The 12,898-nt window shown below is 64.4% G+C and carries 24 protein-coding genes; 23 read left to right on the top strand and 1 reads right to left on the bottom strand.

What is annotated here, in order from left to right; all coding sequences use genetic code 11:
• The 23 genes from rplC (at position 1) to F0311_RS18045 (ending at position 12,480) form a co-directional block, all read left to right on the top strand.
• Positions 1-663, top strand: coding sequence for a 50S ribosomal protein L3 (gene rplC / locus F0311_RS09635; protein ID WP_150461738.1), 663 nt, complete (start codon positions 1-3; stop codon positions 661-663).
• A gap of 4 nt (positions 664-667) precedes the next feature.
• On the top strand, positions 668-1,294 hold the full coding sequence (gene rplD / locus F0311_RS09630; protein ID WP_150461737.1) for a 50S ribosomal protein L4: 627 nt from the start codon (positions 668-670) through the stop codon (positions 1,292-1,294).
• On the top strand, positions 1,291-1,599 hold the full coding sequence (gene rplW, locus F0311_RS09625) for a 50S ribosomal protein L23 (RefSeq protein WP_150461736.1): 309 nt from the start codon (positions 1,291-1,293) through the stop codon (positions 1,597-1,599). Before rplD ends, rplW begins: the two co-directional genes overlap by 4 nt.
• A gap of 37 nt (positions 1,600-1,636) precedes the next feature.
• A complete protein-coding gene (rplB, locus tag F0311_RS09620) occupies positions 1,637-2,473 on the top strand; it encodes a 50S ribosomal protein L2 (protein WP_150461735.1) in 837 nt (278 codons plus the stop codon).
• A 12-nt stretch (positions 2,474-2,485) separates the two neighbouring features.
• Entirely contained in the window at positions 2,486-2,767 is a 282-nt protein-coding gene (gene rpsS, locus F0311_RS09615) for a 30S ribosomal protein S19 (RefSeq protein WP_150461734.1), read from the top strand.
• 56 nt (positions 2,768-2,823) lie between these two features.
• The gene (gene rplV, locus F0311_RS09610; RefSeq protein ID WP_150461733.1) at positions 2,824-3,189 is read left to right on the top strand and encodes a 50S ribosomal protein L22; all 366 of its coding nucleotides are present in this window, start codon (positions 2,824-2,826) and stop codon (positions 3,187-3,189) included.
• Positions 3,189-3,983, top strand: coding sequence for a 30S ribosomal protein S3 (rpsC, locus tag F0311_RS09605; protein WP_150461732.1), 795 nt, complete (start codon positions 3,189-3,191; stop codon positions 3,981-3,983). Before rplV ends, rpsC begins: the two co-directional genes overlap by 1 nt.
• Positions 3,983-4,399 (top strand): 50S ribosomal protein L16, encoded by a 417-nt coding sequence (gene rplP / locus F0311_RS09600; RefSeq protein WP_150461731.1) that lies wholly within the window; start codon positions 3,983-3,985, stop codon positions 4,397-4,399. The genes rpsC and rplP overlap by 1 nt, the downstream gene beginning before the upstream one ends.
• Positions 4,400-4,401: 2 nt before the next feature.
• Entirely contained in the window at positions 4,402-4,671 is a 270-nt protein-coding gene (gene rpmC, locus F0311_RS09595; protein ID WP_150461730.1) for a 50S ribosomal protein L29, read from the top strand.
• Positions 4,668-4,970: a 30S ribosomal protein S17 gene (gene rpsQ / locus F0311_RS09590; RefSeq protein ID WP_150461729.1), complete on the top strand. Its 303-nt coding sequence runs from the start codon at positions 4,668-4,670 to the stop codon at positions 4,968-4,970. The genes rpmC and rpsQ overlap by 4 nt, the downstream gene beginning before the upstream one ends.
• Before the next feature lie 282 nt (positions 4,971-5,252).
• On the top strand, positions 5,253-5,624 hold the full coding sequence (gene rplN / locus F0311_RS09585) for a 50S ribosomal protein L14 (protein ID WP_150461728.1): 372 nt from the start codon (positions 5,253-5,255) through the stop codon (positions 5,622-5,624).
• A 2-nt stretch (positions 5,625-5,626) separates the two neighbouring features.
• The gene (rplX, locus tag F0311_RS09580; protein ID WP_150461727.1) at positions 5,627-5,953 is read left to right on the top strand and encodes a 50S ribosomal protein L24; all 327 of its coding nucleotides are present in this window, start codon (positions 5,627-5,629) and stop codon (positions 5,951-5,953) included.
• Entirely contained in the window at positions 5,950-6,525 is a 576-nt protein-coding gene (gene rplE / locus F0311_RS09575) for a 50S ribosomal protein L5 (protein ID WP_150461726.1), read from the top strand. Before rplX ends, rplE begins: the two co-directional genes overlap by 4 nt.
• 78 nt (positions 6,526-6,603) lie before the next feature.
• Positions 6,604-7,002: a 30S ribosomal protein S8 gene (gene rpsH, locus F0311_RS09570; protein ID WP_150461725.1), complete on the top strand. Its 399-nt coding sequence runs from the start codon at positions 6,604-6,606 to the stop codon at positions 7,000-7,002.
• A 21-nt stretch (positions 7,003-7,023) separates the two neighbouring features.
• Entirely contained in the window at positions 7,024-7,560 is a 537-nt protein-coding gene (gene rplF, locus F0311_RS09565) for a 50S ribosomal protein L6 (RefSeq protein WP_150461724.1), read from the top strand.
• A gap of 3 nt (positions 7,561-7,563) precedes the next feature.
• Positions 7,564-7,935, top strand: coding sequence for a 50S ribosomal protein L18 (rplR, locus tag F0311_RS09560; RefSeq protein ID WP_150461723.1), 372 nt, complete (start codon positions 7,564-7,566; stop codon positions 7,933-7,935).
• Entirely contained in the window at positions 7,932-8,675 is a 744-nt protein-coding gene (rpsE, locus tag F0311_RS09555; protein WP_150461722.1) for a 30S ribosomal protein S5, read from the top strand. The genes rplR and rpsE overlap by 4 nt, the downstream gene beginning before the upstream one ends.
• The gene (rpmD, locus tag F0311_RS09550; RefSeq protein ID WP_150462010.1) at positions 8,675-8,905 is read left to right on the top strand and encodes a 50S ribosomal protein L30; all 231 of its coding nucleotides are present in this window, start codon (positions 8,675-8,677) and stop codon (positions 8,903-8,905) included. The genes rpsE and rpmD overlap by 1 nt, the downstream gene beginning before the upstream one ends.
• On the top strand, positions 8,905-9,399 hold the full coding sequence (gene rplO, locus F0311_RS09545) for a 50S ribosomal protein L15 (protein ID WP_150461721.1): 495 nt from the start codon (positions 8,905-8,907) through the stop codon (positions 9,397-9,399). The genes rpmD and rplO overlap by 1 nt, the downstream gene beginning before the upstream one ends.
• Positions 9,400-9,553: 154 nt before the next feature.
• Positions 9,554-10,861, top strand: coding sequence for a preprotein translocase subunit SecY (secY, locus tag F0311_RS09540; RefSeq protein ID WP_150461720.1), 1,308 nt, complete (start codon positions 9,554-9,556; stop codon positions 10,859-10,861).
• Positions 10,858-11,427, top strand: coding sequence for an adenylate kinase (locus F0311_RS09535; protein WP_150461719.1), 570 nt, complete (start codon positions 10,858-10,860; stop codon positions 11,425-11,427). Before secY ends, F0311_RS09535 begins: the two co-directional genes overlap by 4 nt.
• A gap of 4 nt (positions 11,428-11,431) precedes the next feature.
• Entirely contained in the window at positions 11,432-12,271 is an 840-nt protein-coding gene (gene map / locus F0311_RS09530) for a type I methionyl aminopeptidase (protein ID WP_150461718.1), read from the top strand.
• A gap of 38 nt (positions 12,272-12,309) precedes the next feature.
• On the top strand, positions 12,310-12,480 hold the full coding sequence (locus tag F0311_RS18045) for a hypothetical protein (RefSeq protein ID WP_191089855.1): 171 nt from the start codon (positions 12,310-12,312) through the stop codon (positions 12,478-12,480).
• Positions 12,481-12,559: 79 nt separating this feature from the next.
• Here F0311_RS18045 and F0311_RS09525 read toward each other — a convergent pair whose 3' ends face one another.
• Positions 12,560-12,832, bottom strand: coding sequence for a DUF4235 domain-containing protein (locus tag F0311_RS09525; protein ID WP_150461717.1), 273 nt, complete (start codon positions 12,830-12,832; stop codon positions 12,560-12,562).
• Positions 12,833-12,898 lie beyond the last annotated feature (66 nt).

Raw genomic sequence — 12,898 nt, 5'->3', positions numbered from 1 at the left:
ATGACCAACATTTCCCGCACAGACTCCAACGTCAAGGGACTGCTGGGCACGAAGCTCGGCATGACCCAGGTCTGGGACGAGAACAACAACCTCGTACCCGTGACCGTCATCCAGGCCGACTCCAACGTGGTCACCCAGATCCGTACCGAAGAGACTGACGGTTACAACGCCGTGCAGATCGGCTTCGGCGCCATCGACCCGCGCAAGGTCACCAAGCCCCTGGCCGGTCACTTTGAGAAGGCCGGGGTCACCCCCCGCCGCCACGTGGTCGAGGTCCGCACCGCCGATGCCGGCGAGTACGAGCTGGGCCAGGACCTCTCGGTGGAGACCTTTGAGCCCGGCCAGAAGATCGACGTCGTGGGCAAGACCAAGGGCAAGGGCTTCGCCGGTGTGATGAAGCGTCACGGCTTCGCCGGTGTGGGCGCATCCCACGGTCAGCACAAGAACCACCGCAAGCCCGGCTCCATCGGTGGCGCAGCCACCCCGGGCCGCGTGTTCAAGGGACTGCGCATGGCCGGCCGGATGGGCAACGTCCGCCACACCACGCACAACCTGACCCTCCACACAGTGGACGCCGAGAAGAACCTGCTGCTCGTCAAGGGCGCAGTTCCCGGCCCCAAGGGTGGAGTCATCCTCGTCCGCACCGCTGTGAAGGGAGCATGAACCGATGAGCTCCAAGGTATCTGTGGATCTCCCCGCTGAGATCTTCGACGCAGAGACGAACAACGCCCTGATCCACCAGGTCGTGGTAGCCCAGCAGGCCGCCGCCCGCCAGGGAACCCACAAGACCAAGACCCGCGCCGAGCGCTCCGGCACCACGGCGAAGCCCTTCCGGCAGAAGGGCACCGGCCGCGCCCGCCAGGGCTCCATGATCGCCCCGCATATGATCGGCGGCGGTGTGGTGCATGGCCCGCAGCCGCGCAGCTACGCCCAGCGCACCCCCAAGAAGATGAAGGCCGCCGCCCTGCGCGGCGCCCTCTCTGACCGGGCCCGCAACGGACGGATCCACGTGATCGACCAGCTGGTCACCGGCGAGACCCCGTCCACCAAGGCAGCCAAGCAGGCCCTGGCCTCCATCGGCGGACAGGACCGCAACTGGCTGATCGTGCTGGACCGCGCTGAGGACGCCGCCGCCCTGTCGGTGCGCAACCTGCCCGCAGTGCACGTCCTCTACGCCGACCAGCTGAACACCTACGATGTGCTCGTCTCCGACGACGTCGTGTTCACCCGGGCCGGCTACGAGGCGTTCCTGGCACGGGCCGGCAATCAGGCTGAGAAGGAGGAGGCCAAGTGAGCGTGCTGACCGAGAAGAACCCACGCGATGTCATCATCGCGCCGGTGATCTCTGAGAAGTCCTACAACAACATCGACGAGGGCAAGTACACCTTCCTCGTCGCCACCGGTGCCACCAAGCCCGAGATCAAGAACGCTGTGGAGCAGATCTTCAGCGTCAAGGTCGACCGGGTCAACACCGCCAACCGCGAGGGCAAGCGCCGCCGCACCCGCTACGGCTGGGGCAGGCGCAACGACACCAAGCGGGCCATCGTGACCCTCAAAGCGGGTTACGCAATCGACATCTTCGGAGGATCCGCTGCATAGGGCAGCCGGAACCACTTGATCGAGGAAGAGTAAAAACATGGCTATTCGTCAACTCAAGCCGACCACCCCGGGCCAGCGCGGCTCCTCGGTGGCTGACTTCGCAGAGATCACCCGGGACACCCCGGAGAAGTCCCTGCTGAAGCCGCTGACCAAGACCGGCGGCCGCAACAGCTCGGGCAAGATCACCACCCGCCACAAGGGAGGCGGGCATAAGCGCCAGTACCGGCTGATCGACTTCCGCCGGGCCGATAAGGACGGCGTGCCCGCCAAGGTCGCCCACATCGAGTACGACCCCAACCGCACCGCCCGGATCGCCCTGCTGCACTACGCAGACGGCACCAAGCGTTACATCCTGGCACCGGCAAAGCTGGTCCAGGGCGCAGCCGTGGAGTCCGGCCCCAACGCCGACATCAAGCCCGGCAACAACCTGCCGCTGCGCAACATCCCGCTGGGTACCGTGATCCACGCAGTGGAGCTGCGCCCCGGCGGCGGCGCCAAGCTGGGCCGCTCCGCAGGAGCCTCCATCCAGCTGGTGGCCCGCGAGGGCAAATACGCCCAGCTGCGCCTGCCCTCCGGCGAGGTCCGCAACGTCGACGTGCGCTGCCGGGCCACCGTTGGCCAGGTCGGCAATGCTGAGCAGTCCAACATCAACTGGGGCAAGGCCGGCCGCAAGCGCTGGAAGGGCGTACGGCCGACCGTGCGCGGTGTGGTCATGAACCCCGTTGACCACCCGCACGGCGGTGGCGAGGGCAAGACCTCCGGCGGCCGTCACCCGGTCAACCCCAACGGCAAGCCTGAGGGCCGCACCCGGCGTCCCAACAAGGAATCCGACAAGCTCATCGTGCGGCGTCGTCGTACTAAGAACAAGCGATAGGAGCCTGGAAACATGCCACGCAGCCTGAAGAAGGGCCCCTTCGTTGATCAGCACCTGTACCTGAAGGTCGCCGCTGAGAACGAAAAGGGCACCAAGAACGTGATCAAGACCTGGTCCCGGCGTTCAATGATCATCCCGGACATGCTCGGCCACACCATCGCCGTGCACGACGGGCGCAAGCACATCCCCGTGTTCATCACCGAGTCGATGGTCGGGCACAAGCTCGGCGAATTCGCACCGACCCGGACCTTCCGCGGACACGTGAAAGACGACAGGAAGGGCAAGCGCCGCTGACCCGCCCAGGGTCAGTGACCGTTTGAACTTCTAGACAAGACGAGAGAAGGAAAGCAATGGAAGCCAAGGCAATTGCGCGCTATGTGCGCGTGACGCCTATGAAGGCCCGGCGCGTCGTCGACCTTGTCCGCGGCAAGCAGGCCAATGAGGCACTGGCCATCCTCCAGTTCGCCCCCCAGGGCGCCTCGGAGCCGGTGTACAAGGTTGTGGCATCGGCCATGGCCAACGCCCGCCAGCACGCCGACAAGGCCGGAGTCGCCTTCAACGAGGACGATTACGTCATCACCGAGGCACGAGTCGACGAAGGCCCCACCATGAAGCGGTTCCGCCCCCGTGCACAGGGACGCGCATTCCGCATCAACAAGCGCACCAGCCACGTGACCATCGTGGTCGGCACAGAAGAGAAAGGTGGAGATCAGTAGTGGGACAGAAGATCAACCCCAATGGTTTCCGTCTGGGCATCACCACTGACCACATTTCCCACTGGTACGCCGACTCCAGCAAGCCTGGTCAGCGGTACAAGGACTTCGTCAAGGAAGATGTTCAGATCCGAGAGCTGCTGGAGAAGAGCGTAGAGCGCGCCGGCATCTCCAAGGTCGAGATCGAACGCACCCGTGACCGGGTCCGGGTGGATATCCACACCGCCCGCCCGGGAATTGTGATCGGCCGCCGCGGTGCTGAGGCAGACCGCATCCGCAGCGAGCTCGAGAAGCTCACCGGCAAGCAGATCCAGCTGAACATCCTCGAGGTCAAGAACCCCGAGACCGACGCTCAGCTGGTCGCCCAGGGTGTGGCCGAGCAGCTCGCCGCCCGCGTGGCCTTCCGCCGCGCCATGAAGAAGGCCATCTCCTCCGCCATGCGCGCCGGCGCCAAGGGTATCCGTATCCAGTGCGCCGGACGTCTGGGCGGCGCTGAGATGTCCCGCTCCGAGTTCTACCGCGAAGGTCGTGTGCCGCTGCACACCCTGCGCGCCAACATCGACTTCGGCAAGCACGAGGCCAAGACCACCTTCGGCCGGATCGGCGTGAAGGTCTGGATCTACAAGGGCGACCTGACCGCCAAGGAGCTGGCAGCCCAGCAGGCTGCCGCACCGTCCGGACGCGGCCGCGGAGGCGACCGTGGCGGACGCGGCGGCGGTGAGCGGCGTCGTCGTGGTGCCGGCCGGGGCCGTGAAGAGGCTGCTGCAGCATCTGCCTCTGAAGGAGGGCAGAACTGATGCTGATGCCTAAGCGAGTAAAATTCCGCAAACCGCATAAGCCCAAGCGCGGCGGTATGGCCAAGGGCGGCACTGAGCTGGCCTTCGGCGAATACGGCATCCAGGCGCTGGGCCCGGCATACGTGACCAACCGGCAGATCGAGTCGGCACGTATCGCCATGACCCGTCACATCAAGCGTGGTGGAAAGGTGTGGATCAACATCTACCCTGACCACCCGCTGACCAAGAAGCCCGCCGAGGTCCGTATGGGCTCCGGTAAGGGCTCCCCCGAGTGGTGGGTCGCCAACGTCAAGCCCGGACGCGTGCTGTTCGAGCTGTCCGGTGTCAGCGAAGAGGTCGCCAAGGAGGCCCTGCGTCTGGCAATCCACAAGCTGCCTGTCAAGGCACGCGTGATCAGCCGAGAGAGTGGTGAGTGACCATGGCAGTCGGATCCAAGGACCTGACCGTAGAGAAGCTGGCAGAGCTCGACGATGCCGAGCTGGGCAGCAAACTGCGCGAGGCCAAGGAAGAGCTGTTCAACCTGCGTTTCCAGTCCGCCACCGGCCAGCTGGAGAACTCCGCTCGTCTGAAGGCCGTCAAGCGCGATATCGCCCGCATCTACACCGTGCTGCGCGAGCGTGAGCTCGGCATCCGGGAGTCGGCGGGCGCGCCTGCGCAGGCCGAAGAAACTGAGGAGGAGTCCGCATGAGCGAGAACACCGAAACCGTCCAGCGGAAGAAGGACCACACCTCCGCTGAGCGCAACTACCGCAAGAACCTGCGCGGCGTCGTCGTCTCCGACAAGATGGAGAAGACGATCGTGGTGGAGGTCGAGGACCGCAAGAAGCACTCCCTGTACGGGAAGGTGATGAAGCGGCACTCGAAGTTCAAGGCGCACGACGAGAACGGCGAGGCCGGCATCGGAGACACCGTACTGATCTCCGAGACCCGCCCGCTCTCGGCCACCAAGCGGTGGCGCCTGGTGCGCATCATCGAAAAGGCCCAGTGATCTCATATCACTAGGCTGCGGCGGAGGCCCGGATTTCCACGTTCCTTTTGGATTTCCGGGCCTTTGTCATGTAAACTTGAGTAGCTGTGCGCCCGTGTGCGTTGGTTTCTGGACCGCCGCGGACAGCGCACATCCTCCAAGGCCGCCTCGGCCACCCACCAAATAGGTTGCTCAGCTGAGCCGTGGTGTGTGGGTAAGCGGCGGGGGAGTCATTCACATTTGCTAGTTCCACCAGGCTCGGCCGGCAAAGCTGAGAACCAGTCGGACGAATAGGAGAAACACGTGATTCAGCAGGAATCGCGGCTGAAGATCGCCGATAACACCGGTGCCAAGGAGATCCTTGTCATCCGGGTGCTCGGCGGATCCGGACGCCGCTATGCAGGCATCGGTGACACCTTCGTCGCCACTGTCAAGGACGCCATCCCCGGCGGCAACGTGAAGAAGGGCGAAGTGGTCAAGGCCGTCGTCGTCCGGACACGGAAGAAGTCCCGCCGCAACGACGGGTCCTACATCAACTTTGACGAGAACGCTGCCGTCATCCTCAAAGGTGACACCCCTGAGCCGCGCGGTACCCGTATCTTCGGGCCCGTGGGCCGTGAGCTGCGCGATAAGCGGTTCATGAAGATCGTCTCCCTCGCCCCGGAGGTGCTGTAACCATGGCCAAGATCAAGAAGGACGACCTCGTCCAGGTGCTCACCGGCAAGGACAAGGGCAAGCAGGGCAAGGTGCTTGAAGTCATCACCAAGAAGGACCGTGTGGTCGTTGAGGGCGTCAACCGCGTCAAGCGTCACCTGCGTGCCGGTCAGTTCGGCCAGACCGAGGGCGGCATCGTAGAGTCCGAGGCCCCCATCCACATCTCCAACGTGGCCGTGGTCGACCCCGAGACCCAGAAGCCGACCCGTGTGGGCTACCGCTTCGAAGAGGTCGACGGCGAAACCAAGAAGGTCCGCTACGCCAAGGCCTCCGGGAAGGAGCTGTCATGACCGAGACCGTGACTGAGAAGATCACCCCCCGCCTGAAGACCAAGTACCGCGAAGAGATCCGCGAGGCACTGCAGAACGAGTTCGGCTACGCCAACGTCATGCAGATTCCCGGTCTGGTCAAGATCGTGGTGAACATGGGCGTGGGCGAGGCAGCCCGGGACTCCAAGCTCATCCAGGGTGCCGTGGAGGATCTCACCAACATCACCGGCCAGAAGCCCAAGATCACCCACGCCAAGAAGTCCATCGCGCAGTTCAAGCTGCGTGAGGGCCAGGCCATCGGCACTCACGCCACGCTGCGCGGTGACCGGATGTGGGAGTTCCTGGACCGTCTGGTGACTTTCGCACTGCCCCGTATCCGCGATTTCCGCGGCCTGAGCGATAGGCAGTTCGACGGCAACGGCAACTACACCTTCGGCCTGACCGAGCAGAGCGTGTTCCACGAGATCGATCAGGACAAGATCGACCGTCCCCGCGGTATGGACATCACTGTGGTGACCACCGCAACCACCGACGACGAGGGCCGGGCGCTGCTGCGCGCACTGGGCTTCCCGTTCAAGACCAACAACCAGTAAGCACTACGTGTGAGGTCCGTGCACCTCCAGCTCAGCTGCGGAGCGCGGAAACCGCCACGAGGAAGGGCATAAGCCCCTATGACAATGACTGACCCAGTCGCAGACATGCTGACCCGTCTGCGCAACGCCAATTCGGCATTCCACGACCAGGTCTCCATGCCCAGCTCCAAGCTGAAGGTCCGGATCGCCGACATCCTCAAGGCAGAGGGCTACATCACCGACTGGCGCGAGGAAGAGGCCGAGGTCGGCAAGACCCTGGTCATCGACCTGAAGTTCGGCCCGAACCGCGAGCGGTCCATCGCCGGCCTGAAGCGCATCTCCAAGCCCGGTCTCCGGGTCTACGCGAAGTCCAACAACCTCCCGCACGTGCTGGGCGGCCTGGGCATCGCCATCCTGTCCACCTCCTCCGGTCTGCTCACTGACCGGCAGGCTGGCAAGAAGGGTGTAGGCGGAGAAGTCCTCGCCTACGTCTGGTAACCCGGAAGGAGTCTGAGCACTATGTCACGCATCGGTCGTCTTCCGATCAGCATCCCCTCCGGCGTCGACGTCAACGTCGAAGGCCGCGACATCACCGTCAAGGGTGCCAAGGGCGAACTGTCCCGCACCCTGGCTGAGGGCATCACCGTCGAACTCGAGGACGGCACCCTCACCGTCCAGCGGGCCAATGACGAACGCGAATCCCGCTCCCTGCACGGCCTGACCCGCAGCCTGATCAACAACATGATCGTCGGAGTCACCGAAGGCTTCACCAAGAAGCTGGAGATCATCGGCACCGGCTACCGCGTCCAGGCCAAGGGCAAGGACCTTGAGTTCGCCCTCGGCTACTCCCACCCGGTCCCGGTGGAGGCCCCCGAGGGCATCACCTTCGCCGTGGAGGGAGCCAATAAAGTGGCCATCTCCGGCATCGACAAGCAGCAGGTCGGCGAGGTCGCTGCAAACATCCGCAAGCTGCGCAAACCTGACCCGTACAAGGGCAAGGGCGTGCGCTACGAAGGCGAGCAGATTCGCCGCAAGGCCGGAAAGGCAGGTAAGTAATCCATGGCTATCGGTATCAAGGGCAAGTCCAAGTCCGCTGCCCGCGGCCGGCGCCACCTGCGCCTGCGCAAGAAGGTCAACGGCACCGCTGAGCGTCCCCGCTTGGTGGTCAACCGCTCATCCCGCCACATGGTGGCCCAGGTCGTCAACGACCTCGAGGGCAAGACCGTGGTCTCCGCCACCACCATGGAGGCCGACCTGCGCAGCTTCGACGGTGACAAGACCGCCAAGGCCAAGAAAGTCGGCGAGCTGATCGCCGAGCGCGCCAAGGCAGCCGGCATCGAGGCTGTGGTCTTCGACCGCGGCGGCAATAAGTACCACGGCCGCGTGGCCGCCGTCGCTGACGGCGCCCGGGAAAGTGGGCTGAAGCTGTGAGTGAGAACGCAACCAATGAGAAGGACCTCTCTGTGACTGAGTCCAACCAGAACACCGCTGAGACCCCCGAGCAGGGCCAGGCCTCCGGCGAGCAGAACAACGACTCCCGCCGTGAGCGCGGCGGCCGCGGCGAGGGCCGCGGACGCGGCCGGGGCCGTGGTGAGCGCGGCGGCCGCGGTGGCCGCGACGAGGACAAGGACAAGTTCCTTGAGCGCGTGGTGACCATCAACCGCGTCTCCAAGGTCGTCAAGGGCGGGCGCCGGTTCAGCTTCACCGCACTGGTGGTCGTCGGCGACGGCGACGGCACCGTGGGTGTCGGCTACGGCAAGGCCAAAGAGGTCCCCGCAGCCATCCAGAAGGGTGTGGAGGAAGCCAAGAAGAACTTCTTCCGCGTCCCCCGCGTCGGATCCACCATCCCGCACCTGGTCAAGGGCGAGGACGCAGCCGGTGTAGTGCTGCTGCGCCCTGCCTCCCCCGGTACCGGTGTGATCGCCGGCGGTCCGGTCCGTGCCGTCCTGGAATGCGCAGGCATCCACGACGTGCTGACCAAGTCCATGGGCTCGGTGAACGCCATCAACATCGTCCACGGCACCATCGACGCCCTCAAGCAGCTCGAAGAGCCTGAGGCCGTGGCAGCCCGCCGCGGCAAGTCACTGGATGAGGTGGCTCCGGCTCCGATGCTGAAGACTCTGGCAGCTGACAAAGAGGCCAGGAAGAACGCAGCAAAGGCAGGTGCATGATGGCACAGACCGTCCAGTACAACACTGCAAAGAACTTTCAGGTGAGTGACACCAAACTGGAGATCACGCAGACCAAGTCCACTATCGGCGCCAAGCCCAACCACCGCGAGACCGTGCGGTCACTGGGCCTGAAGCGGATCGGCCACACTGTGGTCCGTGACGCTGACGCCGCCACCGTGGGGATGCTCAACACCGTGAAGCATCTCATCAATGTTGAGGAGGCCAAGTGATGGCACAGAACACTGACGCCGAATCCTCGGTCCTGAAGCTGCACAACCTTAAGCCCGCACCAGGCTCCAAGAAGTCCCGCACCCGGGTGGGCCGCGGTGAAGGCTCCAAGGGCAAGACCGCCGGCCGCGGCACCAAGGGCACCAAGGCCCGCAACCAGGTGCGCCCCGGCTTCGAGGGTGGTCAGCTTCCGCTGCATATGCGCCTTCCGAAGCTGCGCGGTTTCAAAAGCCCCTTCCGTGTGGAGTACTCCCCGGTCAACCTGACCAAGCTGGGAGAGCTCTTCCCCGAAGGCGGCGAGGTCACCGCTGAGGAGCTGATCAACAAGGGCGTGGCTCGCAAGGGCAGGCCGGTCAAGGTGCTCGGCTCCGGAGAGATCTCCGTGACCCTCACCGTGAAGGCCCATGCCTTCAGCGCCTCAGCCGAGGAGAAGATCAAAGCAGCAGGCGGCTCCGTGGAGAAGCTGCCGCTGAAGCCTGCTCCCTCCGCAGAGTGAGCTTCAGCACCAGCTATGTCTCTCAGCCCCCGCTCTTCAGGGCGGGGGCTGAAGCACTATATTGACCGAATTGTTATCCAGCCCTGGGGGCGGGTTAGGATGACTGACTGTGTGCACGGCACAGCAGATATGCCGCGCCCAATGAGGAGGACGTTTGTTCAGCGCAATTGCCAGGGTGTTCGCATCACCTGATCTGCGCGCCAAGATCCTGTTCACGCTAGGGATCATCACGATCTACCGGATCGGCGCATTCATCCCTGCCCCAGGGGTGGACTACAACGGTGTTCAGCGCTGTCTGGAACTGGGCAACACCGAAGGCGGACTCTACGCCTTCGTGAACATGTTCTCCGGCGGGGCGATGCTCCAGGTCTCGGTCTTCGCCCTAGGCATCATGCCCTATATCACTGCAGCGATCATCGTGCAGCTGCTGCGCGTGGTCATTCCGCGCTTCGAGGCCCTGCAGCGCGAAGGCGCCCAGGGCCAGGCCAAACTCACCCAGTACACCCGGTACCTCACCCTGGCACTGGCCACTCTGAACGCCACAGTGCTGGTCACCATGGCCCGCTCCGGCGCCCTGCTGGGCTGCGAACCCGGGGAGATCATCCCCGATGACTCCCTGGCCGTGATCCTGCTGATGATCCTGGTGATGGTCACCGGTGTGGCGATGATCATGTGGCTCGGCGAGCAGATCACTGAGCGCGGGGTGGGCAACGGCATGTCCATCCTGATCTTCGTGGCCATCGCCGCCGGCTTCCCCGGCTCCATGCGCCAGATCTGGGTGGAGCAGGACTGGCGGGTGTTCGCCGCCGTGGTGGTCATCGGTCTGTGCCTGATCGCCGCCATCGTCTTCGTGGAGCAGTCCCAGCGCCGCGTGCCGGTCCAGTACGCCAAGAAGCAGATCGGCCGGCGCACGGTGGGCGGAACCAGCACCTACATTCCGATCAAGGTGAACATGGCCGGGGTGATCCCGGTGATCTTCTCCTCCTCAGTGCTGATGCTGCCCTCAGTGGCCATGCAGTTCAACCAGCCCGCCCCCGGCGAGGACCCGTCACTGATCTTCGTCTTCCTCAACCAGTACTTCGATGGCGCCCACCCGGTCTACATGGCCACCTTCTTCCTGATGACCGTCGGGTTCACCTACTTCTACGTCTCGATCACGTTCAACCCCAACGAGGTTGCTGAGAATATGCGGAAGTACGGCGGGTTCATCCCCGGTATCCGCGCCGGCAAGCCCACCGAGAGCTACCTGGCCTATGTGATCAGTCGGATCACCTTCCCCGGCTCGCTCTACCTGGGCTTCGTGGCGATGATCCCGCTGATCGCCTTCGTGCTCATCGGTGCGGACCAGAACTTCCCGTTCGGCGGAACCTCGATCCTCATCATGGTCGGCGTTGGTCTCACCACGGTGAAGCAGATCAGTGCACAGATGGAACAACACAACTACGAAGGGCTGCTGCGATGACGCGTATGCTGATCGTCGGACCGCAAGGCTCCGGCAAAGGAACCCAGGCCAAGCTGATCTCCGAGAAGCTGGGGATTGTGGCCATCGCCACCGGTGACATCTTCCGGGCCAACATCAAGGGTGAGACCGAACTTGGCAAAGAGGCCAAGAAGTATGTAGACGCCGGAGACCTGGTGCCGGACTCGCTGACCAACCGCCTGGTGGAGGACCGGCTCAGCTGGGACGACGCCGCCGGCGGCTTCCTGCTGGACGGCTACCCGCGCAACCGCACCCAGGCCGCCACCCTGGATGAGATGCTCTCCCGGCTCGGCGTGGATCTGGACCTGGTCCTGGAGCTCACCGCAGACACTGAGGAGCTCACCCAGCGGCTGAAGAAGCGTGCCGAGATCGAGGGCCGGGATGACGACGCTGATGAGAACGTCATCCGCCGCCGCCTTGAGCTCTTCGAGTCCGAGACCCGCCCCATGATCGACGAGTACAAGACCCGCGGACTGGCCAAGCAGGTGGACGGCCTGGGCTCGGTGGAGGACGTCAACGCCCGCATCATGGCAGCCATCCAGGCCTGAGGCTGTGTTCTCCCGCGGACGCATCGAGCTGAAGTCCGATGATCAGCTTGCGGCTATGGACACCGCCGGGGACATCCTTTCCGGAGCGCTCGACGCCGCGGTCTCGGCTGCAGGCCCCGGAGTCACCACCGGTGAGCTCAACGAGGTCTTCGCCGAGTACATCACCGCCCGTGGGGCCAAGCCGAACTTCCTGAACTACCACGGATTCCCCGGCTATATCTGCGCCTCGGTCAATGAGGAAGTGGTGCACGGCATCCCCGGTGACCGTGTGCTGGAGCAGGGCGATGTGCTCAAGATCGACGGCGGCTGCATCATCGAGGGTTGGCACTCCGACTCCGCCCGCACCGTGGTTCTGGGCAGCAGTGAGCAGGGCACAGCGGACCCGGAGGACGAACGACTCTCCGACATCACCCGGGCAGCGCTATGGCGCGGCATCGCAGCCTTCGCCACCGCCAAGCATGTTGGGGAGATCGGCGAGGCGATCGAGGACTATGTGACCTCCCAGCCTGGGGCTCCGCTGGGCATCCTGGAGGAGTATGTCGGCCACGGCATCGGCTCGGCCATGCATATGGCCCCGGATGTGTTCAACTACGCCACCGGGATGAAGGGCGCGAAGGTCAAGCCCGGTATGGCCCTGGCGATCGAGCCGATGCTGGTGCGCGGCAGCATCGAGACCGACCTGCTGGAGGATGAATGGACAGTGGTCACCACCGACGGCGCCCGATCCAGCCAGTGGGAGCACAGCGTGTGCCGTCACCGCGACGGCATCTGGGTGCTCACCGCCGAAGACGGCGGAGCAGCCGACCTGGGGCCCCTGGGCGTCACCCCCGTTCCCATCCCTTAATGCGTGCAGGTGAGGGCAGGGAAGACTAAGGTAGAGGTATGATCCTCAAAATTTCTTTCGGCGCCATCACACTCTTGGCTGCTGTGGCCGGCATCATCGCGCTGACCGGTGAGCCCGTGGTGGCTGCGGCTTTCGCCTTCGGGGCTGCGGTGCTCTCCGGAGTCAGCCTGGCCTATTTGATGGGCCGCGACGGCAAGAAGGCGGCCTGACTTTTAGGCGTGAAGGCCTGCGCAAGCGGGCCGGTAGGCGAGCGCGACATGCGCGCTCCGCCGGGACCAGCACTGTGGCTCACACCTCGGACTTCTTGCCGTAGGAGGAGCGCATCTTCCGCACCCCGGCCTTGGCGCCGCGCTGGGAGAGCACTTGGACTGCTGCGCTCACCGCAGCGGAGGTCACCCCGAAGACCAGGGCGCGCTTGATGTCTACCGCATCCACCTCGTCGTTCTTGGGCGGCTCCTCGCCGGTAATCTTCTCCCAGGCGAAGTCAAAAACCTTGGAGGCCGCGAACCCGGCACCCAGAGAGATCGCCACGGTCAGTCCCTTTTCAATCAGCTTGTCCATCGGTGCAACTCCTTAGTATTGAGCTCGGCGTCCTCGTCCCACACTATCTGAGACTGCTAAACGGAA

This window comes from Nesterenkonia ebinurensis (genome assembly GCF_008711175.1).
Taxonomy (GTDB): Bacteria; Actinomycetota; Actinomycetes; order Actinomycetales; family Micrococcaceae; genus Nesterenkonia; species Nesterenkonia ebinurensis.
Note: the sequence above shows the minus strand (reverse complement) of the source record. Positions and strands in the feature narration are given on the sequence as shown.